General features: G+C 64.1%; 15 protein-coding genes and 6 tRNA genes. 16 read left to right on the forward strand and 5 right to left on the reverse strand.

Annotation, left to right across the window (positions count from 1 at the left end; translation table 11 throughout):
• Positions 1 to 29: 29 nt before the first annotated feature.
• The 3 genes from clpX to QE393_RS06560 all read left to right on the forward strand — a co-directional run bounded on the left by clpX (position 30) and on the right by QE393_RS06560 (position 5864).
• Positions 30 to 1310, forward strand: a complete 1281-nt coding sequence (gene clpX / locus QE393_RS06550) for an ATP-dependent Clp protease ATP-binding subunit ClpX (RefSeq protein WP_133859302.1) — start codon at positions 30 to 32, stop codon at positions 1308 to 1310.
• A 126-nt stretch (positions 1311 to 1436) separates the two neighbouring features.
• Positions 1437 to 3833, forward strand: coding sequence for an endopeptidase La (gene lon, locus QE393_RS06555; protein WP_273809637.1), 2397 nt, complete (start codon positions 1437 to 1439; stop codon positions 3831 to 3833).
• Positions 3834 to 4007: 174 nt separating this feature from the next.
• Positions 4008 to 5864 (forward strand): SurA N-terminal domain-containing protein, encoded by a 1857-nt coding sequence (locus QE393_RS06560; RefSeq protein WP_273809638.1) that lies wholly within the window; start codon positions 4008 to 4010, stop codon positions 5862 to 5864.
• Positions 5865 to 5969: 105 nt separating this feature from the next.
• Here the strand turns inward: QE393_RS06560 and cysK are convergent, their stop codons facing one another.
• Positions 5970 to 6944: a cysteine synthase A gene (cysK, locus tag QE393_RS06565; RefSeq protein WP_310042647.1), complete on the reverse strand. Its 975-nt coding sequence runs from the start codon at positions 6942 to 6944 to the stop codon at positions 5970 to 5972.
• A 110-nt stretch (positions 6945 to 7054) separates the two neighbouring features.
• Between cysK and QE393_RS06570 the strand changes: the two genes are divergently transcribed.
• Together QE393_RS06570 and QE393_RS06575 are read left to right on the forward strand one after the other, a co-directional pair.
• Positions 7055 to 7888, forward strand: a complete 834-nt coding sequence (locus tag QE393_RS06570; protein ID WP_273809640.1) for a MoxR family ATPase — start codon at positions 7055 to 7057, stop codon at positions 7886 to 7888.
• Between the two features lie 8 nt (positions 7889 to 7896).
• Positions 7897 to 9072 carry a VWA domain-containing protein gene (locus QE393_RS06575; protein WP_273809641.1) on the forward strand — a complete coding sequence of 392 codons (1176 nt, stop codon included), beginning with the start codon at positions 7897 to 7899 and terminating at the stop codon, positions 9070 to 9072.
• A 39-nt stretch (positions 9073 to 9111) separates the two neighbouring features.
• Here QE393_RS06575 and htpX read toward each other — a convergent pair whose 3' ends face one another.
• Both htpX and QE393_RS06585 read right to left on the reverse strand, forming a co-directional pair.
• The gene (gene htpX, locus QE393_RS06580; protein ID WP_310042651.1) at positions 9112 to 9990 is read right to left on the reverse strand and encodes a protease HtpX; all 879 of its coding nucleotides are present in this window, start codon (positions 9988 to 9990) and stop codon (positions 9112 to 9114) included.
• Between the two features lie 194 nt (positions 9991 to 10184).
• The gene (locus QE393_RS06585) at positions 10185 to 11396 is read right to left on the reverse strand and encodes a pyridoxal phosphate-dependent aminotransferase (protein WP_273809642.1); all 1212 of its coding nucleotides are present in this window, start codon (positions 11394 to 11396) and stop codon (positions 10185 to 10187) included.
• A gap of 155 nt (positions 11397 to 11551) precedes the next feature.
• On the opposite strand from QE393_RS06585, the gene msrB reads away from it, so the two are divergent.
• The 4 genes from msrB (at position 11552) to QE393_RS06605 (ending at position 13913) form a co-directional block, all read left to right on the forward strand.
• Complete coding sequence (msrB, locus tag QE393_RS06590; RefSeq protein ID WP_133859295.1) at positions 11552 to 11953, forward strand: peptide-methionine (R)-S-oxide reductase MsrB; 402 nt, start codon at positions 11552 to 11554, stop codon at positions 11951 to 11953.
• Positions 11950 to 12435 carry a glutathione peroxidase gene (locus QE393_RS06595; protein ID WP_183630348.1) on the forward strand — a complete coding sequence of 162 codons (486 nt, stop codon included), beginning with the start codon at positions 11950 to 11952 and terminating at the stop codon, positions 12433 to 12435. The genes msrB and QE393_RS06595 overlap by 4 nt, the downstream gene beginning before the upstream one ends.
• Positions 12436 to 12540: 105 nt before the next feature.
• The gene (locus tag QE393_RS06600; RefSeq protein WP_310042653.1) at positions 12541 to 13428 is read left to right on the forward strand and encodes an ATP-binding protein; all 888 of its coding nucleotides are present in this window, start codon (positions 12541 to 12543) and stop codon (positions 13426 to 13428) included.
• The gene (locus QE393_RS06605) at positions 13425 to 13913 is read left to right on the forward strand and encodes a GAF domain-containing protein (protein WP_310042657.1); all 489 of its coding nucleotides are present in this window, start codon (positions 13425 to 13427) and stop codon (positions 13911 to 13913) included. Before QE393_RS06600 ends, QE393_RS06605 begins: the two co-directional genes overlap by 4 nt.
• Positions 13914 to 13938: 25 nt before the next feature.
• On the opposite strand, the gene QE393_RS06610 is transcribed toward QE393_RS06605, so the two are convergent.
• Positions 13939 to 14706 carry a hypothetical protein gene (locus tag QE393_RS06610; RefSeq protein WP_310042659.1) on the reverse strand — a complete coding sequence of 256 codons (768 nt, stop codon included), beginning with the start codon at positions 14704 to 14706 and terminating at the stop codon, positions 13939 to 13941.
• Between the two features lie 171 nt (positions 14707 to 14877).
• Here QE393_RS06610 and QE393_RS06615 point away from each other — a divergent pair.
• The 6 genes from QE393_RS06615 to QE393_RS06640 all read left to right on the forward strand — a co-directional run bounded on the left by QE393_RS06615 (position 14878) and on the right by QE393_RS06640 (position 15474).
• Positions 14878 to 14953, forward strand: a tRNA-Glu gene (locus QE393_RS06615).
• A gap of 5 nt (positions 14954 to 14958) precedes the next feature.
• Positions 14959 to 15034 (forward strand) — tRNA-Gly (locus QE393_RS06620).
• A 64-nt stretch (positions 15035 to 15098) separates the two neighbouring features.
• Positions 15099 to 15174, forward strand: a tRNA-Glu gene (locus QE393_RS06625).
• Positions 15175 to 15178: 4 nt separating this feature from the next.
• A tRNA-Gly gene (locus QE393_RS06630) sits at positions 15179 to 15254 on the forward strand.
• A 64-nt stretch (positions 15255 to 15318) separates the two neighbouring features.
• A tRNA-Glu gene (locus QE393_RS06635) sits at positions 15319 to 15394 on the forward strand.
• 4 nt (positions 15395 to 15398) lie between these two features.
• Positions 15399 to 15474 (forward strand) — tRNA-Gly (locus tag QE393_RS06640).
• A gap of 91 nt (positions 15475 to 15565) precedes the next feature.
• On the opposite strand, the gene QE393_RS06645 is transcribed toward QE393_RS06640, so the two are convergent.
• Positions 15566 to 16561 carry a sulfate ABC transporter substrate-binding protein gene (locus QE393_RS06645; RefSeq protein WP_310042661.1) on the reverse strand — a complete coding sequence of 332 codons (996 nt, stop codon included), beginning with the start codon at positions 16559 to 16561 and terminating at the stop codon, positions 15566 to 15568.
• A 167-nt stretch (positions 16562 to 16728) separates the two neighbouring features.
• Here QE393_RS06645 and smc point away from each other — a divergent pair, with 167 nt between their 5' ends.
• On the forward strand, positions 16729 to 20214 hold the full coding sequence (gene smc, locus QE393_RS06650; protein WP_310042663.1) for a chromosome segregation protein SMC: 3486 nt from the start codon (positions 16729 to 16731) through the stop codon (positions 20212 to 20214).
• Positions 20215 to 20250: the final 36 nt, after the last annotated feature.

A 20250-nucleotide genomic window follows, 5' to 3' on the forward strand; every position in this document is an offset into this window, starting at 1 on the left:
ATGTAAGCACATTCCATTGGATCGATCGAATGACAGATACGCGCAATAGCGACGATAACGGCAAGCTGCTTTACTGCTCCTTCTGCGGCAAGAGTCAGCACGAAGTACGTAAATTGATCGCTGGACCCTCCGTCTTCATCTGCGACGAATGCGTCGACCTGTGCAATGACATCATCCGCGAGGAAGTCCAGGAAGCTCAGGCCGAAAGCAATGCGCACAAGCTGCCAGCGCCGAAGGAAATCAGCGCTATCCTCGACCAGTATGTCATTGGTCAGCAGCGTGCCAAGCGGGTCCTCGCCGTTGCCGTCTACAACCACTACAAGCGTCTGAATCAGCGCGAGAAGAAAGACGACGTCGAACTGGGCAAGAGCAACATCCTGCTCATCGGTCCGACCGGTTCGGGCAAGACCCTGCTGGCGGAAACGCTGGCGCGCCTGCTCAACGTGCCTTTCACCATCGCCGATGCCACCACTCTGACCGAAGCCGGTTATGTGGGTGAGGACGTCGAGAACATCATTCAGAAGTTGCTGCAGAAGTGCGACTACGATGTGGAAAAGGCCCAGATGGGCATCGTCTACATCGACGAGATCGACAAGATCTCGCGCAAGTCCGACAACCCCTCGATCACCCGTGACGTCTCGGGTGAGGGTGTGCAGCAGGCCCTGCTGAAGCTGATCGAAGGTACCGTGGCATCGGTTCCGCCCCAGGGTGGCCGCAAGCATCCCCAGCAGGAATTCCTGCAGGTGGATACCCGCAACATCCTGTTCATCTGCGGTGGCGCTTTCGCCGGCCTGGAAAAGGTCATCCAGAACCGTTCCACCAAGGGTGGCGGCATCGGCTTCAACGCCGAGGTACGCAGCGTGGAACTGGGCAAGAAGATCGGCGAATCCCTGCGTGACGCCGAGCCCGAGGATCTGGTCAAGTTCGGTCTGATTCCCGAGTTCGTCGGTCGTCTGCCGGTCATCGCGACCCTGGACGAGCTGGACGAGCCGGCGCTCATGCAGATCCTGACCGAGCCGAAGAACGCCCTGACCAAGCAGTACGCCAAGCTGTTCGAAATGGAAGACGTGGATCTGGAGTTCCGTCCCGACGCGCTCAAGGCGGTTGCCCGCAAGGCGCTGGAGCGCAAGACCGGTGCCCGGGGTCTGAGATCCATCCTCGAAGGCATCCTGCTCGAGACCATGTACGAGATTCCTTCGCAGAAGGAAGTCAGCAAGGTGGTCATCGACGAGAGCGTCATCGACGGGAGTTCCCAGCCGCTGCTCATCTACGAGAACAGCGAGCCCGCCAAGGCGGCGCCGGACGCGTGACAAAAGGGGCTTAGGCCCCTTTTTCATTTCAGCGACGGTTGTATTTTGCGGCGGCCAACCTCATGTTAGGAAAAACCGAGGCCTTAACCGCATCTGCGGCCGATTATTTGCCGAGACCCGTATCCCATGACTACGACGATAGAACTTCCCCTGCTGCCCCTACGTGACGTAGTGGTCTATCCCCACATGGTCATCCCATTGTTCGTCGGAAGGGAAAAGTCCGTCGAGGCCCTCGAGGCCGCCATGGCTGGCGACAAGCAGATCCTGCTGGTCGCGCAGAAGAATCCCGGCGATGACGATCCCGCCGCGGATGACATGTATCACATGGGTACGGTCGCAACCGTTCTCCAGCTGCTCAAGCTGCCCGACGGCACCGTCAAGGTCCTGGTCGAAGGCGAGCAGCGTGGCCGTATCGAGTCCTTCGTCGAAAGCCAGGCCTATGCCCGTGCGCTGGTCACGCTGATCGAGGACAGCGAAGCCCCGGATCGCGAATCCGAGGTGTTCTCGCGCAGCCTGATGAGTCAGTTCGAGCAATACGTGCAGCTCGGCAAGAAGGTCCCCGCTGAAGTGCTGTCCTCGCTCAACAGCATCGAGGATCCCAGCCGCCTGGTCGATACCATGGCCGCGCACATGGCGCTGAAGATCGAGCAGAAGCAGGAAATCCTCGAGATCACCGAGCTGGGTGCGCGCGTCGAGCACGTGCTGGCCCTGCTGGATGCGGAAATCGACCTCCTGCAGGTGGAGAAGCGTATCCGCGGCCGCGTCAAGAAGCAGATGGAGCGCAGCCAGCGCGAGTACTATCTCAACGAACAGATGAAGGCCATCCAGAAAGAACTGGGTGACATCGATGAAGGACACAACGAGGTCGATGACCTCAAGCGTCGTATCGAGGCGGCCGGTCTGCCCAAGGATGCCCTGACCAAGGCCAATGCCGAGCTGAACAAGCTCAAGCAGATGTCGCCGATGTCGGCTGAAGCCACCGTGGTACGCTCCTACATCGACTGGCTGGTGAACGTGCCGTGGCAGGCCGAGAGCAAGGTCCGCCTGGATCTGGGACGCGCCGAGGAAGTCCTCGACAAGGACCACTACGGTCTCGAGGAAGTGAAGGAACGCATCCTCGAATACCTCGCCGTGCAGAAGCGCGTGAAGAAGGTACGCGGACCGGTGCTGTGCCTGGTCGGCCCGCCCGGCGTGGGCAAGACGTCCCTGGCCGAGTCCATCGCTCGCTCCACCGGTCGCAAGTTCGTGCGCATGGCCCTGGGTGGCGTGCGTGACGAAGCCGAGATCCGCGGTCACCGTCGCACCTACATCGGCTCCATGCCGGGTCGCCTCATCCAGAAGATGACCAAGGTCGGGGTGCGCAATCCACTGTTCCTGCTCGACGAAATCGACAAGATGGGCAACGACATGCGGGGCGATCCTGCCTCCGCATTGCTCGAGGTCCTGGATCCGGAGCAGAACCACACCTTCAACGACCATTACCTCGAAGTGGACTATGACCTCTCCGACGTGATGTTCGTCTGCACCGCCAACTCCATGAACATTCCGGCGCCGCTGCTGGACCGCATGGAAGTCATTCGCCTGCCGGGCTATACCGAGGCGGAAAAGGTCAATATCGCCACCCGTTACCTGATTCCCAAGCAGGTCAAGGCCAATGGCCTGAAGAAGGGCGAGGTGGAGTTCGATGAAGACGCCCTGCGCGACATCATTCGCTACTACACCCGCGAAGCGGGCGTTCGGAGCCTGGAGCGGCAGGTCGCCAAGGTCTGCCGCAAGGTGGTCAAGCAGCATGCGCTGAGCAAGGAGCGGACGGCCAGCGTCACCGTGGACACCCTGGAGCACTGGCTGGGCGTGCGCAAGTTCCGCTACGGTCTCGCCGAGCAGCAGGATCAGATCGGTCAGGTGACCGGCCTGGCCTGGACCCAGGTGGGTGGCGAATTGCTGACCATCGAGTCCGCGGTCGTTCCGGGCAAGGGCCAGATGATCAAGACCGGCTCGCTGGGCGATGTGATGGCCGAATCCATTACGGCTGCCCTGACCGTGGTGCGCAGCCGTGGTCGCAGCCTGGGTATTCCCAGGGACTTCCACGAGAAGCACGACATCCATATCCACGTCCCCGAAGGCGCGACGCCCAAGGACGGTCCGAGTGCCGGTATCGGCATGTGCACGGCGCTGGTGTCGGCGGCTACCCGCATTCCGGTACGCGCCGATGTAGCGATGACCGGCGAGATCACCCTGCGTGGTCAGGTCCTGGCGATTGGCGGCCTCAAGGAAAAGCTGCTCGCAGCCCACCGCGGCGGCATCCGTACCGTGATCATTCCGGAAGAAAACGTCCGGGATCTGCGGGACATTCCGGACAACATCAAGGCCGACTTGCAGATCAAGCCAGTCAAATGGATTGACGAGGTCTTGGAGGTTGCGCTGCAATACACGCCGGAGCCGCTTCCGGACGATGGTCCGGAGCTCGTCAGTAAGGACGAGAAGCGGGATCAGGAAGGCAAGGAGCGCGTCAGTACCCACTGACGGCGCACCCGGGCTTGATGGGCGGGCTGCCAGACGAGGTTGCTGGTGCTCCGCCGTCCTGCTGGATGCAAGGTCCTTGATCGATGAAAAGGCGCATCTCGAGATGCGCCTTTTCGCTATTTGCTATTCGACGATTTCGCCATGGCCGGTCCGGCCACAGCTCGTGGGGGGAACATGCTACAAAACATCAGGGACCGTTCGCAGGGATGGATTGCCAAAGTCATCATCGGATTCATCATCCTGCTGATGGCACTGACCGGCTTCGAAGCGATCATCCGCGCCACGGGTCACCAGGGCGCCGTCGCCCTGGTCAATGGCGACGAGATCAAGCAGACGGAGCTGGCCCAGGCCGTGGAAATGCAGCGTCGCCAGCTGCAGCAGCAATTGGGTCAGGGTTTCGATCCGTCCACCCTGGATGATCGCCTGCTGCGCGAGTCCGCGCTCAAGGCACTGATCGACAAGCAACTGCTGCTGCAGAGCGCCAAGGCCGATCGCTTCGCCTTTTCCGAACAGGCGCTCGATCAGCTGATCCTCAATACCCCCGAATTCCAGACCGAAGGGCGTTTCGATCCCCAGCGCTTCGATCAGGCCGTTCGCCAGATGAACTACAACCGCCTGCAGTTCCGCGATCTGCTGCGTGACGAGATGCTGATCGGTCAGCTGCGCGCCGGCATCGTCGGCAGCAACTTCGTCACCGACGCCGATATCGAGGCTTTCGCCGCGCTCGAACGTCAGACTCGTGATTTCGCCATGCGCACCGTCAAGGCCGCGTCGGCCGGCATCACGCCGACCCAGGACGAAGTCCAGGCCTACTACGACAGCCACAAGAGCGCCTTCATGACGCCCGAACAGGTGGTCATCGATTACGTCGAGCTGAACAAGTCCGCCTTCCTGGCCAAGGCCAAGGTCGACGAAAGCCGTCTGCAGGCCGCCTACAAGTCCGAGATCGCCAACCTGTCGGAGCAGCGTGACGCCGCCCATATCCTCATCGAGGTCAACGACAAGCAGAACGACGACCAGGCCAAGGCCAAGATCCAGCAGATCCAGGAACGCCTGAAGAAGGGTGAAGACTTCGCCAAGCTGGCCAAGGAGTTCTCCCAGGATCCAGGTTCGGCGGCCAATGGCGGTGACCTCGGCTTCGCCGGTCGTGGCGTCTATGATCCGGCCTTCGAAGAGGCCTTGTATGCCCTGGCGCCTCAGCAGGTGTCGACCCCGGTGCGCACCAGCTTCGGCTGGCACCTGATCAAGCTGCAGGGCGTCCAGGCGCCGGAAGTACCCACCCTGGCCAGCGTCCGGCCGCGTCTGGAACAGCAGCTCAAGGCGGAAGACGCCGATCGCCTGTTCGTGGAAGCGGGCCGCAAGCTGGAAAGCTCCGCCTATGAATCCTCCGACCTGAGCCAGCCGGCCCAGGAACTGGGTCTGCAGGTCAAGACCAGCGCTCCCTTCGGTCGTGAAGGAGGCGAGGGACTGACCGCCAACCGTCAGGTGATCGAGGCGGCCTTCAGCGAGGACGTCCTGCGCAACGGCGCCAACAGCACTGCGCTGCAGCTCGATCCGGAGACCCTGGTGGTGATCCGCGACAAGGAGCATCGCACGCCGCAGCTGCAACCCCTGGATGTGGTTAGGAAGGAGATCGTGACCCGCCTGACCCAGGAAAAGGCCGCCGCGGTGGCCAAGCAGGCTGGCGAAGAACAGCTCAAGACCCTGCGCGCCGGTGGCAAGGCCGCCGCGGGTGACTGGCGTACCGTCGAAGCCGCTACCCGCAACCAGGAGGGCGTCGATCCCCAGGTGCTGCAGGCGGCCTTCCGCATGGCCAAGCCGGAAGCCGACAAGCCGTCCTATGCCGGCATCAGCCTGCAGAACGGTGACTTCGTACTGATTCGTCTGCAGGGCGTAGGGGTGCCCAAGGAAGCCCTGAGCGCCGAGGACAAGGCGTTGTATCGCCGCTACCTCGCCTCGCGCGCCGGACAGGTCGATTTCGCGGCCTACCGCCGGGCCCTGGACGCCAAGGCCGAGATCAAGCATCTCTGATACGAAAAAAGCCCGGGAAACCGGGCTTTTTCTTGAGGGGTGGCAAAGGGTTCGCCGGCTGGCGAGCAACCCCGCAATGGGGGAGGGCAGTTTGCCGCCAGGGTCCTACTGGACCAGCTCCTGCTCGTCGAACAGGCCGTCGAACAGCATGGTCGACAGATAGCGCTCACCGGAATCCGGCAGGATGACCACGATGGTCTTGCCCTGCATCTCCGGCGTCTCGGCCAGCCGGATCGCCGCGGCCATGGCGGCGCCGCAGGAAATGCCGCAGAGAATGCCTTCCTCGCGCATCAGCCGCTGGGCCATCAGCTTGGCCTGCTCATCGCTCACCTGCTCGACGCGATCGACCATGGCGAGATCCAGATTGCCGGGCACGAAGCCGGCGCCGATGCCCTGGATCTTGTGCGGACTGGGTTTCACCTCCGCACCGGCGAGGGTCTGGCTGATGACTGGCGAGGTCTCCGGCTCGACGGCGACGGACAGGATCGGCTTGCCCTTGGTGTTCTTGATGAAGCGCGAGATGCCGGTCAGGGTGCCGCCGGTACCCACGCCGGCCACCAGTACATCGATGGCGCCATCGGTGTCGTTCCAGATTTCAGGACCGGTGGTCTTCTCGTGGATGGCCGGATTGGCCGGGTTGTCGAATTGCTGCGGCATGAAATAGCGCTCGGGTTCGCTCTCGGCGATTTCCCGGGCCTTTTCGATGGCACCCTTCATGCCCTTGGCTGGCTCCGTCAGCACCAGCTCTGCACCCAACGCCTTGAGCACCTTGCGCCGCTCCAGGCTCATGGAGGCGGGCATGGTCAGTACCAGGCGGTAACCGCGGGCGGCGGCGACATAGGCCAGGCCGATCCCCGTATTGCCCGACGTCGGCTCCACCAGGCTCATGCCCGGCTTGAGCAGCCCCTTGGCTTCGGCGTCCCAGATCAGGTTGGCACCGATGCGGCATTTGACCGAATAGCCCGGATTGCGTCCCTCGATCTTGGCGAGCAGGGTGACGCCCTTGGGACCGAGGCGATTGATGTAGACCAGCGGCGTATTGCCGATGGACTGGGCATTGTCAGCGAAGATGCGGCTCATGGCGGATCCTGTACGGCGCGGAAAACTCGCAGCCTAGGCCTTGCGTCCGATGGCGTCCAGCCCGGGCGCGGCATGCTATCGTCAGGCGAAACAGCTGCCGAGGATCAGTGATGGCCTTTCAGGGTACCGAGCGTTATGTGGCCACGGCCGAACTCAGTCTGGCGGTGAATGCGGCCATCCGACTGGGGCGTCCGCTGCTGGTGAAGGGCGAGCCGGGCACCGGCAAGACGCTGCTGGCCGAGCAGGTGGCGGAGAGCCAGGGCGCGCGGCTGATCACCTGGCATGTGAAGTCCACCACCAAGGCGCAGCAGGGCCTCTATGAATACGACGCGGTGAGCCGCCTGCGCGATTCCCAGCTCGGCGATCCCCGGGTGCAGGAGGTGGCGAACTACATCAGGCCGGGCAAGCTGTGGGACGCCTTCACCGCCGAGGATCCGGTGGTGCTGCTGATCGACGAGATCGACAAGGCCGACATCGAATTTCCCAACGACCTGCTGCTGGAACTCGATCGCATGGAGTTCCACGTCTACGAGACCGGCGAGACCATTCGCGCCCAGCGACGCCCGATCATCATCATCACCTCCAACAACGAAAAGGAGTTGCCGGACGCCTTCCTGCGCCGCTGCTTCTTCCACTTCATCCGCTTTCCCGAGCGCGAAACCCTCGAACGCATCGTCCAGGTGCACTATCCTGATCTCCAGCAGCGTCTGGTCCAGGAGGCCCTGGATCTCTTCCTCGACCTGCGCAGCGTGCCGGGGCTGAAGAAGAAGCCGTCCACCTCGGAGCTGGTGGACTGGTTGGCGCTGCTGCTGGGCGATGAGGCGGCGCAGCGGGCACTGCATGGCGAGGGTGGTCTGCCGCCGCTGGCGGGCGCGCTGTTGAAGAACGAGCAGGATCTGCAGTTGCTTGAGCGTCAGGCCTTCATGCGTCGTCGGCGGAGCTGAGGAGAGGCATGTTCCTCGATTTCTTCACCCGCCTTAGGGCGGCGGGCATCCCGGTGTCCCTGGGCGAACTGCTGGATCTGCACGCTGCCCTGGATGCGGGCCTGGTGGTAGCCGATCCCGACGCCTTCTATCTGCTGGCCCGTGCGGTGCTGGTCAAGGATGAGCGCTTCTTCGACCGTTTCGATCAGGTCTATGCCGGCGAGATGGCCAGGTCGGAGCGATTGGCGGATACCAAGGCGATTCCCGCGGACTGGCTGCGCCTGGAGCTGCAGCGGCGGCTGTCCGAGGAGGATCGCCAGCGGCTCCAGGCGCTGGGTGGCCTCGATGAATTGCTCGCCATCCTGCAGCAGCGCCTCGCCGAACAGCGCGAGCGGCATGCCGGCGGCAACAAGTGGATTGGCACGGGGGGCACCAGTCCCTTCGGCAGCGGCGGCTACAATCCTTTTGGTGTGCGCATCGACGAGGCCGGTTCGCGGCAGGGGCAGGCAGCCAAGGTCTGGGAGCAGCGCGACTACCGTAACCTGGACGATCGCGCGCCGCTGGACCGCCGCAACCTGCAACTGGCCCTGCGCCGGCTCAGGCGCTTCGCCCGCCAGGGCGCAGCGGCGGAATTCGATCTGGAGGGGACCGTCGCGGCCACGGCACGCGAGGGTGGTCTGCTGGACGTGCGCTATCGACCGGAACGGCACAATGCGACCAGGGTGCTGCTGCTACTCGATGTCGGCGGCTCCATGGACCTGCACGTGCGCCTGTGCAGCGAGTTGTTCAGCGCCTGTCGCCTGGAGTTTCGCCACCTGGAGTACTACTACTTCCACAATTGCGTCTATGAACGCGTCTGGCGCGACAATGCCCGGCGCCATGAGGAAGGGCTCAACACCGCCGAACTGCTGCGCCGCTATGGCGCGGACTACCGCCTGGTGATCGTCGGCGACGCCAGCATGGGGCCCTACGAAATCACCCATCCGGGTGGCAGCGTCGAGCACTGGAACGAGGAGCCCGGTGCCCTGTGGATCCAGCGACTCTGCCAGCACTTCCCGCGGGCGGCCTGGCTCAACCCCTATCCGCAGGAGGGCTGGGCCAGCAGTACCTCGATCCGGCTGCTGCGCGAACTCATGGGCCAGCGCATGTTTCCCCTGACCGGCGAGGGGCTAGGCGAGGCCATTCGGTCCTTGACCCGCCCATGAAAAAACCCGGCCGAAGCCGGGTTTTTTCATCGCTCGCGCTTAGCGCTGACCGTAGCGGCGCAAGGCCTCGATGCGGTCTTCCAGCGGCGGGTGGCTCATCAGCAGACCGGCCAGGCCGTTCTTCAGCGAGCCGTTGATGCCGAAGGCGTTCAGGGTGTCGGGCATCTGCACCGGAATGCCTTGCTCGGCACGCAGGCGCTGCAGGGCACCGATCATGGCATTGGGGCCGGCCAGGCGCGCACCGGCCTGGTCCGCGCGGAATTCACGTTTGCGCGAGAACCACATGACGATGATGCTGGCCAGGATGCCCAGCACCAGTTCGGCGACGATGGTGGTCACGAAGTAGGCGATACCGTGGCCTTCCTCGTTCTTGAAGATGGCCTTGTCGACGAAGTTGCCGAAGATTCGCGCGAAGAACATCACGAAGGTGTTCACCACGCCCTGGATCAGCGCCAGGGTCACCATGTCGCCATTGGCGACGTGGCCGATCTCGTGGGCCAGCACCGCGCGCACCTCTTCGGGAGAGAAGCGCTCCAGCAGGCCCTGGCTGACCGCGACGAGGGCGTCGTTGCGGTTCCAGCCGGTGGCGAAGGCGTTGGCCTCATAGGCCGGGAAGATGCCGACCTCGGGGGTCTTGATGCCGGCTTCGCGGGCCAGCTCCTCGACGGTCTGCAGCAGCCACTGCTCATGGCGGGTACGCGGCTGGCTGATGACCTCGGTACGGGTGCTCATCTTCGCCATCCACTTGGAGATGAACAGCGAGACCAGCGAGCCGGCGAAACCGAACACGGCACAGAACACCAGCAGACTGCCATAGTTCTGACCGGTGTAGCGATCCACGCCAAGCACCTTCAAGGTGATGCTGGCAACGATCAGCACCGCCAGGTTGGTAGCCAGAAATAACAGAATGCGCATCATGGTGGGGTACAGCTCCTCACAGGTTTATCTGCCGGCTATATAAGGTTCGGCCCCGATCCATTCAACGTTTCCTCTATTGCAAACTGTGTCGTCGCTTGTCTGGCCGGTCAGGTAAGCGACGGTCACGCAAGGGCCGGCGCTGGTTGACGCCGTAAGTGGCGCCAACCGATGAAAGACCCGGAAATGCTTTGCCGCTACTGGGCGTAGCCGCCGAGGAAGTTGCCGATGCGCCCGATGGCCTGCTCCAGGTCATCGACGCGGGGCAGGGTGACGACGCGGAAGTGGTCGGGCCAGGGCCAGTTGAAGGCGGTGCCCTGGACCACCAGCAGTTTTTCCGAGAGCAGCAGGTCGAGGACGAATTTCTCGTCGTTGTGGATGGGGCAGACCTTGGGGTCGATCCGCGGGAAGGCATAGAGCGCGCCCATCGGCTTCACGCAGCTGACCCCGGGGATGTCGTTGAGCAACTCCCAGGTGCGATTGCGCTGTTCCAGCAGGCGTCCGTGCGGCAGCACCAGGTCGTTGATGCTCTGGTAGCCGCCCAGCGCCGTCTGGATCGCGTGCTGGGCCGGCACGTTGGCGCACAGGCGCATGTTGGCGAGAATGTCGAGGCCTTCGATATAGCTGTGGGCGCGGTGCTTGGGGCCCGAGACGATCAGCCAGCCCGAACGGAAGCCGGCGACGCGATAGGACTTGGACAGACCGTTGAAGGTCAGGCACAGGACGTCCGGCGCCAGGGAGGCGGTGGAGATGTGCTGGGCTTCGTCATAGAGGATCTTGTCGTAGATCTCGTCGGAGAACAGCACCAGGTTGTGCCGCCGCGCCAGTTCGACGATGCCTTCCAGCACTTCCCTGGAATAGACCGCGCCAGTGGGGTTGTTCGGATTGATCAGCACCAGCGCCTTGGTGTTGCTGGTGATCTTGGCTTCCATGTCCGCCAGGTCGGGGAACCAGCCCGCCTGCTCGTCGCACAGGTAATGCACCGGCTTGCCACCGGCCAGGCTGACCGCGGCGGTCCACAGCGGATAGTCCGGCGCCGGGATCAGCACCTCGTCGTTGTTGTTGAGCAGCGCCTGCATGGCCATGACGATCAGCTCGGAGACGCCATTGCCCAGGTAGATGTCCTCGATGCCGACACCCTCGATGCGCTTCTGCTGGCAGTACTGCATCACCGCCTTGCGCGCGCTGAACAGACCCTTGGAGTCGCTGTAGCCCTGGGCGGTCGGCAGATTGCGGATGACGTCCTGCAGGATCTCCTCGGGCGCCTCGAAGCCGAAGGGTGCCGGATTGCCGATGTTGAGCTTCAGGATGCGGTGGCCTTCCTCTTCGAGGCGCTTGGCATGCTTGAGGACCGGGCCGCGGATGTCGTAGCAGACATTGGCGAGCTTGTTCGACTTGGAGACCTGCATGGGGAAATGAATCCTGGAAAAGGGCGAGAAAGACTCGGCGGGGGCGGACGCCGACCGGCGCTTGGCAGCATCCGGGGGCGGATGCCAGACTGAGCGGGAATCATACGGCTGCATCGCCTGTTACAAAAGATGCGCCGGCATCCAGAGAGGTCATCATGGAAAAAGTACAGCGTAGCCCGGAAGACTGGCGTGAGCGCCTGACCGACGATCAGTTTCGCGTCTGTCGCCTGGCCGCGACCGAAAGACCCTACACCGGCGCCTATTGCAACACCAAGACGCCCGGCGTCTATCACTGCGCCTGCTGCGAGCTGGCGCTGTTCGACTCCAGCACCAAGTTCGACTCCGGCTGCGGCTGGCCCAGCTATTACGCGCCCATCGCTGCCGAGGCGGTACGGGAAAAGGAGGACTTCAGTCATGGCATGCATCGCGTCGAGGTGCTCTGCGCCCGTTGCGATGCGCACCTGGGCCACGTCTTTCCCGACGGTCCGCCGCCGACCGGCCTGCGCTACTGCATCAATTCGGTGGCCTTGCAGCTGCAACCCAGGGCCTCGGCGTGATCAAGGACATCCTCAGCCTGCCGTTCGACACGGCTGACGGCCAGCGGGCCTGCCTGGCCGACTGGCCGGCGCGGGCCTATCTGGTGGTCAACACCGCCAGCCGGTGCGGCTTCACCCGCCAGTACGACGGCCTCGAGGCGCTGCAGCAGCGCTATCTGGCCGAAGGGCTGCGGGTGATCGTCTTTCCCTGCAATCAGTTCGGCGGCCAGGAGCCGGGCAGCAATGCCGAGATCCAGACCTTCTGCCTGACCCGCTTCAACGTCAGCTTTCCGGTAATGGCCAAGCTCGACGTCAATGGCGAAGGCGCCCATCCGCTGTTCGTCGCGCTCAAACAGGCGGCGCCAGGTCTCCTGGGCGGCGCGATCCGCTGGAATTTCACCAAGTTCCTGATCACGCCGGCGCAGGGGCGTGTCCAGCGCTTCGCGCCCATTACTCGGCCATCGCAGCTGGAAAAGCATGTCCGCCAGGCGCTGGCGTCCTAGCACCTGGCTCGTCCGGCCTTTGTCTGGATGGTAAAAGTCATACGATAATGCGCGGCCTGGCTGGCGGCTGGCCCGCTTCTCCTTTTGTCGTCAAGGATCATCCCTGTGAATGCCTCCCTAGAAGACTTTCTACTCCACGCGCGGCAGGTGCTGGAGCGTCTCGAACCCCTGTTGCCCCATCGTCGCGAACCGCTGGACTGGCAGCGTTGCTATGCGGCGCGCTGGCGTCGGGAAGGCCATGGCGGCTATCTGCAGCCGCTCGAGGTCAATCTGGAATTGCGCCTGGCCGACCTGCTGGGGATTGATCGCCAGCGCGACCAGCTCGCCCGCAATACCCGCCAGTTCGTGGCCGGACTGCCGGCCAACCACACGCTGCTGTGGGGCGCGCGGGGTACCGGCAAGTCGTCGCTGATCCGGGCGTTGTTGGCGGAATACGCCGGTGAGGGTCTGCGGCTGATCGAAATCGAGCGTGACGATCTCGCCGATCTGCCCCGCGCCGTGGAGCAGCTCGCCGGCCAGCCGCAGCGCTTCGTGGTGTTCTGCGACGACCTGTCCTTCGATTCCGGCAGCGACGACTACCGGGTGCTCAAGAGCGTGCTGGATGGCTCCCTGGAGCAGGCGCCGGACAACGTGGTGCTCTATGCCACCTCCAACCGGCGTCACCTGGTGGCCGAGCGGCAGAGCGACAATGCGAACTGGGAGCACGTCGACGGCGAACTGCATCCGAGCGAAGCGGCCGAAGACAAGATCGCCCTATCGGATCGCTTCGGTCTGTGGCTGTCCTTCTATCCCTTCACCCAGGATCATTATCTCGCCGTGGTGCGCCACTGGTGCGCGACCCTGGCCGGCAAGTCCGGCTTGCAGCTGGAGTGGTCCGAGGAAGCGGATCGCGAAGCCATCCGCTGGGCGTCCGGTCGCGGCAACCGCAATGGCCGCTGTGCCTATCAATTCGCCCGACAGTGGGTCGGGCTCAAACTCTTGGAGAAAGCATGACCGTAGAACTGACGGGCGTAGGGGCCGGACTCGAGGGCTATGCCATGCTGGCTGCCCAGGTCGAAGCCCTGCTGGCCGGCGAGCGCAATCGGGTGGCCAATGCCGCCCAGCTGTCGGCCTTCATCTATCAGGAAGTACCGGACCTGAACTGGGCCGGCTTCTATTTCGTCGAGGGTGAGGACCAGCTGCTGCTCGGCCCCTTCCAGGGCAAGGTCGCCTGCATGCGCATTCCCTTCAGCAAGGGCGTGTGCGGGGCGGCTGCCCGCGAGCGGCGTACCCAGCGCGTCGAGGACGTCCATGCCTTTCCCGGGCATATCGCCTGTGACGCCGCGTCGCGCAGCGAGCTGGTGGTGCCGCTGGTCCAGGACGGTCGCCTGATCGGCGTGCTGGATCTGGACAGTCCGCATCCGGGGCGCTTCAGTGCGGCGGATCAGGCCGGTATCGAAGCCCTGGTAGCGGCCTTCATGGCCGCGACCGACTGCTGATCGCCGGAGGAGGGCAGGGCAGCCCTCACTCGTAGTCGTTCTTCTTGCGCCAGCTGTCGTCCTTGAGCGTGTCCACGCTGTCCGACAGCTCGTTGGCACTGCTGCTGGCCTGCTCGACCAGTTCGCTCTGCTGGCGTTTCACCTGGGTGATCTGCTCTTCGAGATAGGCCAGCAACTCGGTATAGCGCTCGGGTTGCTGCTGCTTGCGGATCTGCATGATCGCCCGCTCGTACGACTGGCGCGCCTGGATGTAGTGCTCGCTCTTGATCTGCTGTTCGGCCTGATAGCGGAAGAATTCCACATAGGTCGCCGTGAGCAGATAGCGCATCTCGCCGACCCAGCGCTGCGCCTCCTGGCCATCGAGAATGCCGATCTGGTTGGCGTGGGCGACGAGCGCATGGAGCATTTCCAGATAGCCGCGGACTTCCTTGACCCGGGCTTCGGTGTGCACGGGCCGGGCGACATTGCCGACCTCGATGTCGTCGCCCTTGGCCAGGGCTTCTTCCAGTTCGGTCTTGCGCGCGGTGAGGCTGGCGGAAGGGGTCTGCAGGGCGGCGAGGCGGGTGATCAGCCCCAGTTCGATGCGGTAGAACAGCTGCTTGAGCGCCGGGGTCATCAGCTGGCCGGGCAGACTGCCGCCCAGCTGGGCGCAGCGCTTGATGCGGTCGGTGAGGTCGGCGACCAGGCGCTGCTTTTCCAGGCGTCCGGCTTCGAGCTTCTGGTTGACGAAGGCGATCATGATCAACAAGAGGATGCCAAGCCCCACTACCGCTGCAATCATCGTTGAGGACATGACCTTCTCCATGGTGCTTGCCCGCCGTTTGTCGTGCGAGCGAAGTCGTTGATTTGAAAAGTATTTAATCAGCTATTGACGCCCAGGGTAAGGCTCCCTAGAATGCGCGCACTCCCAACGGCGGCAAGCGTCAGCCGAGTGGTAGGCCAGAGTCCTGAGGGATTCTACCTGGTCCCCTTCGTCTAGTGGCCTAGGACACCGCCCTTTCACGGCGGTAACAGGGGTTCGAGTCCCCTAGGGGACGCCAAAATTGCGGGAATAGCTCAGTTGGTAGAGCACGACCTTGCCAAGGTCGGGGTCGCGAGTTCGAGTCTCGTTTCCCGCTCCAGATACAATCCGGTTGCCCTCGGGCGGTCGGATGCAAGGTGAAAGGCCTTGCGGAAAGAGGTTTCGTCCCCTTCGTCTAGTGGCCTAGGACACCGCCCTTTCACGGCGGTAACAGGGGTTCGAGTCCCCTAGGGGACGCCATATTGCGGGAATAGCTCAGTTGGTAGAGCACGACCTTGCCAAGGTCGGGGTCGCGAGTTCGAGTCTCGTTTCCCGCTCCAAACACAATCCCACGGTTTCATGACAGTGGGATGCAAGGTGAAAGGCCTTGTGGAAAGAGGTTTCGTCCCCTTCGTCTAGTGGCCTAGGACACCGCCCTTTCACGGCGGTAACAGGGGTTCGAGTCCCCTAGGGGACGCCATATTGCGGGAATAGCTCAGTTGGTAGAGCACGACCTTGCCAAGGTCGGGGTCGCGAGTTCGAGTCTCGTTTCCCGCTCCAAACAAACAAAGACACCGCCTCCGGGCGGTGTTTTTGTGTGCGTGTCTTTCAGGCCGGCCAGACGCCCGGCATCTGGCCGGGCGCGAGCCTGTCACTGGGGCGTATAGATCTGGTCGAAGATCCCGCCATCGGCGAAATGGGTCTTCTGGATGCCGCTCCAGGGACCGAATTCCTTCTGCGCATCGATCAGTTCGAGCTTGGGAAAGCGATCGGCGTATTGCGCCAGGATCTGGGCATTGCGCGGGCGCAGGAAGTTGTCCGCGGCGATCTTCTGGCCCTGGTCGGACCAGAGATACCTGAGGTAGTCCTCGGCCTCGGCGCGGGTGCCCTTCTTGTCGACGACACTGTCGACCACGCTCACCGGCGGCTCGGCCTGCACCGAGATGCTCGGATAGACCACCTCGAAGCCACCACGACCGAATTCCCGCGCGATCATCTCGGCTTCGTTCTCGAAGGTCACCAGGACATCGCCCTGCTGGTTCTTCATGAAGGTGGTGGTGGCGGCGCGACCGCCGGTGTCCAGGATGGGCACGTGCTTGAACAGGTCGGCGACGAAGGTGCGGGCCTTCTGCTCGTCTCCGCCCGGTTGGCGCAGCGCATAGGTCCAGGCGGAAAGATAGGTGTAGCGCCCGTTTCCGGAGGTCTTGGGATTGGGCACGATCACCTGGACGCCGTCCTTGAGCAGATCGGACCAGTCGTGGATGCCCTTGGGGTTGCCCTGGCGGACGATGAGCACCGTGGCCGAGGTGAAGGGCGCACTGCGGTCGGGCAGGCGGCTTTCCCAGTCCTTGGGCACCAGGCCGCGATCGGCCAGGGCCTGGATGTCGGTGGCCTGGTTCATGGTGATGACGTCGGCCTGCAGGCCGTCGATGACCGCGCGCGCCTGCTTGCTGGAGCCGCCATGGGACATCTGGATCACCGGGGTGTCGCCGTGCTCGGCTTTCCAGTGCGCCTGGAAGGCCGGGTTGTAGTCCTTGTAGAAGTCGCGCATCACGTCGTAGGAGACGTTGAGCAGCGGCGGGGCGGCCAGGACCTGGGCGCTGGCCGCCAGGGCGGTGGCGAGCAGGGTAAGGCGAAGGAGCTTCATGGGGGCATCCTGCGAGTGGGGGTGCAGGACTATAGCCTGTCGCCCCGGCGACGTGCAGGGCGCCGGGAAATAAGCTCATGCGCGGCAACGGCAGTCGGGCCGCCAATGGTAGACTTTCGCCCTTTCGCCTGCGGTTGGGCACGGCGCGGTGAACAAGGGCTCCTGATATGCGGTTGAGGTCGATCAAGCTGGCGGGATTCAAATCCTTCGTCGATCCGACGACGGTGAATTTCCCGAGCAACATGGCAGCGGTGGTCGGCCCCAACGGTTGCGGCAAGTCGAACATCATCGACGCCGTGCGCTGGGTGATGGGCGAGAGTTCGGCCAAGAATCTGCGCGGCGAGTCGATGACCGACGTCATCTTCAACGGCTCGAACAGCCGCAAGCCGGTGTCCCAGGCCTCCATCGAGCTGATCTTCGACAACTCCGACCACACCCTGGTGGGCGAGTACGCGAGCTACGCGGAGATTTCCATCCGCCGCCGGGTCACCCGCGAAGGCCAGAACACCTATTTTCTCAACGGCACCAAGTGCCGCCGGCGCGACATCACCGACATCTTCCTCGGTACCGGCCTGGGGCCGCGCAGCTATTCGATCATCGAGCAGGGAATGATCTCCAAGCTGATCGAGGCGCGCCCGGAGGACCTGCGGCACTACATCGAGGAAGCCGCCGGCATCTCCAAATACAAGGAGCGGCGGCGCGAGACCGAGAATCGCATCCGCCGCACCCAGGAGAATCTCGCCCGCCTGACCGACCTGCGCGAAGAGCTGGAGCGTCAGCTGGAACGGCTGCACCGTCAGGCACAGTCGGCCGAACGCTTCCAGGCGTTCAGGCAGGAGGAGCGGCAACTCAAGGCGCAATTGCAGGCGGTGCGCTGGCGCGAACTGGATGGTCGCGTCGAGCAGCGCGAAAAGGTGATCCGCGACCAGGAGACCGCCCTCGAGGCCCTGACCGCCGAGCAGCGCCAGGCGGACGCCGGCATCGAGCGGCTGCGCGACGGTCATCACGAGCTGAGCGAAGCCTTCAATCGGGTGCAGGGTCGCTTCTATTCCCTGGGCGGTGACATCGCCCGCCTGGAGCAGACCATCCAGCACGGTCAGCAGCGCCAGCGGCAGCTGCAGGACGATCTGCGCGAAGCCGAACAGGCCCGCAGCGAAGCCGAGTCCCACCTGGAGCACGACCGGGTGCTGCTCGCCACCTTCGAAGAAGAGCTGGCGATGCTCGAACCCGAGGAGGCGGCGGCCCGGGAGCTGGGCGAGGAGGGCGGTGCCGCGCTGGAAGAGGCGGAGCTGGCCCTGGCGGACTGGCAGCAGCGCTGGGAGGCGCTCAGTGCGGCGAGCGTCGAGCCGCAGCGGGAAGCTGACGTGCAGCAGGCGCGCATTCGCTCGCTGGAGCAGAGTCTGGAGCGGGGCATGGACCGCCAGCGTCGACTGCGCGACGAGCGCACCCTGCTGGGCGAGGACGGTCCCTCCGAGCGGCTGGTCATGCTGGAGGAGCAGATCGCCGAAGACGAGTTGCTGCTGGAAGGCCTGGCCGAGCAGGAATTGCAGGTTGCCGAGGGTTTGCAGCGGCTGCGGGAGGAATTGCTGGGGCTGGCCGGCGAGCAGAGTCAGCGTCAGGGCGAATTGCAGCGGCTGGAAGGCCGCATCGCCTCGCTGGAGGCCCTGCAGCAGGCGGCGCTGGCCCCTGATACCGGCGCGGCTCAATGGCTCGAAGCCGAAGGGCTCGGCCAGGCGCCGCAGCTGGCAGATGAGGTGCAGGTCACCCCGGGTTGGGAACTGGCGGTGGAAACCGTGCTGGGTGGCGATCTGCAGGCGGTCTGCCTGGATGATCTGGCGTCCCTGCGGCTCGACACCTTCGCCAGTGGTGCCCTTAATCTGGCACTACCCGGCGCGGTGCCGGTCGCCGCGGGCAGCCTGCTGGAGCTGGTACAGGCACCGCGCGACCTGTCGCCCTGGCTGGGTCAGGTGCTGATCGCAAACAGTTACGACGAAGCCCTGGCACGCCGGGTGGCCCTGGCTCCGGGGCAGAGTCTGATCACGCCGGAAGGCTACTGGGTCTCCCGGCATTTCCTGCGCGTGCGTCGTGCCCAGGCGGCCGAAGGCAGTGTCCTGGCCCGCGGACGCGAACTGGAGGAATTGCAGGCGCGACGCCTGGAACTGAGCGCGGCGCTCGCGTTACAGGAAGAGCGGCTGGAGGATCGTCGCGCGGCCCAGCAGCGGCTGGAAGGCGAGCGCGAAGAGGCGCGGCGGCGCCAGCAGCAGGAGCAGCAGCGGCTGGCCGAGTCACGCGCCCAGCTGTCCGCCCAGCAGGCGCGGGCCGAACAGTTGAGCATCCGTCGCCGGCAGCTGGAGGCCGAACTCAAGGACGTCGAGCAGCAGCTGGCGCATGAGCAGGAGGAGTTGGGCGAATGCCGGTTGCGCCTGCAGGACGCCCTCGACGCCATGGCCGTGGATACCGAACAGCGCGCGCGACTGCAGGAACAGCGCGACCGTCATCGGCAGGCGGTGGACGCGGCGCGCCAGCGCCAGCGCCAGGCCCAGGAACAACTGCATCAGCTGACGGTACGGCTGACCACCCTGAGAGCCCAGCGCCAGTCGACCCTCCAGGCGCTGGAGCGGCTGGAGTTGCAGACCGCACGCCTCGGCGAGCGCTGCGAGCAGCTCAATCTCAACCTGGAGGAAGGCGGCGAGCCGCTCGACGAATTGCGCCTGCGCCTGGAAGAGCTACTGGAGCGGCGTCTGCAGGTGGACGAGGAAATGCGCACGGCGCGGCTGGCGCTGGAGGATGCCGATCGGGAGTTGCGTGAGTTCGAGCGGCGGCGGCTGCAGGCGGAACAGCAGGCGACGCTGCTGCGTGGCCTGCTGGAGCAGCATCGCCTGGAGTGGCAGGGGCTGGCGACCCGTCGCAGTGGCTTCGCCGAGCAGCTGGCGGCCGACGGCTACGACCTGCCGACAGTGATCGCGACCCTGCCCGCGGAGGCCAGCGAAGCCGTCTGGGAAGCGCAGCTGGAGGCTGTCGCGGCGCGTATCGCCCGGCTCGGGCCGATCAACCTCGCAGCCATCGACGAATATCAGCAACAGGCCGAGCGCAAGACCTATCTCGATGCCCAGAACGCCGATCTGGTGGAGGCACTGGAGACCCTGGAAAGCGTCATTCGCAAGATCGATCGGGAAACCCGCAATCGTTTCAAGGACACCTTCGACCAGATCAATCAGGGCCTGCAGGCCCTGTTCCCAAAAGTTTTCGGGGGTGGCAGCGCCTACCTGGAACTTACTGGGGAAGATTTACTCGATACCGGGGTTGCGATCATGGCGCGGCCGCCGGGCAAGAAGAACAGCACCATCCATTTGTTGTCGGGCGGCGAAAAGGCCCTGACGGCGCTGGCGCTGGTCTTTGCCATCTTCCAGTTGAATCCGGCGCCGTTCTGCATGCTCGATGAAGTGGATGCGCCCCTGGATGACGCCAACGTCGGCCGTTATGCCCGTCTGGTCAAGAGCATGTCGGAGAAGGTGCAGTTCATTTACATCACGCACAACAAGATCGCCATGGAGATGGCCGATCAGCTGCTGGGTGTGACCATGCACGAACCGGGCTGTTCACGGCTGGTGGCGGTGGATGTGGAGGAGGCAGTGGCCATGGTCGATGCCTAGTGCCCCACAGCCTCGCGGCTTGGCGGTGTAAAGTTA

Source organism: Pseudomonas sp. SORGH_AS_0211, from assembly GCF_031453455.1.
Classification (GTDB): domain Bacteria; phylum Pseudomonadota; class Gammaproteobacteria; order Pseudomonadales; family Pseudomonadaceae; genus Chryseomonas; species Chryseomonas aestiva.

What these genes read in the sequence shown, in the direction of transcription:
- clpX (WP_133859302.1), top strand. Translation starts at nt 30, where the DNA reads ATGACAGATACGCGCAATAGCGACGATAACGGCAAGCTGCTTTACTGC.
- lon (WP_273809637.1), top strand. Translation starts at nt 1,437, where the DNA reads ATGACTACGACGATAGAACTTCCCCTGCTGCCCCTACGTGACGTAGTG.
- QE393_RS06560 (WP_273809638.1), top strand. Translation starts at nt 4,008, where the DNA reads ATGCTACAAAACATCAGGGACCGTTCGCAGGGATGGATTGCCAAAGTC.
- cysK (WP_310042647.1), bottom strand. Translation starts at nt 6,944, where the DNA reads ATGAGCCGCATCTTCGCTGACAATGCCCAGTCCATCGGCAATACGCCG.
- QE393_RS06570 (WP_273809640.1), top strand. Translation starts at nt 7,055, where the DNA reads ATGGCCTTTCAGGGTACCGAGCGTTATGTGGCCACGGCCGAACTCAGT.
- QE393_RS06575 (WP_273809641.1), top strand. Translation starts at nt 7,897, where the DNA reads ATGTTCCTCGATTTCTTCACCCGCCTTAGGGCGGCGGGCATCCCGGTG.
- htpX (WP_310042651.1), bottom strand. Translation starts at nt 9,990, where the DNA reads ATGATGCGCATTCTGTTATTTCTGGCTACCAACCTGGCGGTGCTGATC.
- QE393_RS06585 (WP_273809642.1), bottom strand. Translation starts at nt 11,396, where the DNA reads ATGCAGGTCTCCAAGTCGAACAAGCTCGCCAATGTCTGCTACGACATC.
- msrB (WP_133859295.1), top strand. Translation starts at nt 11,552, where the DNA reads ATGGAAAAAGTACAGCGTAGCCCGGAAGACTGGCGTGAGCGCCTGACC.
- QE393_RS06605 (WP_310042657.1), top strand. Translation starts at nt 13,425, where the DNA reads ATGACCGTAGAACTGACGGGCGTAGGGGCCGGACTCGAGGGCTATGCC.
- QE393_RS06610 (WP_310042659.1), bottom strand. Translation starts at nt 14,706, where the DNA reads ATGTCCTCAACGATGATTGCAGCGGTAGTGGGGCTTGGCATCCTCTTG.
- QE393_RS06645 (WP_310042661.1), bottom strand. Translation starts at nt 16,561, where the DNA reads ATGAAGCTCCTTCGCCTTACCCTGCTCGCCACCGCCCTGGCGGCCAGC.
- smc (WP_310042663.1), top strand. Translation starts at nt 16,729, where the DNA reads ATGCGGTTGAGGTCGATCAAGCTGGCGGGATTCAAATCCTTCGTCGAT.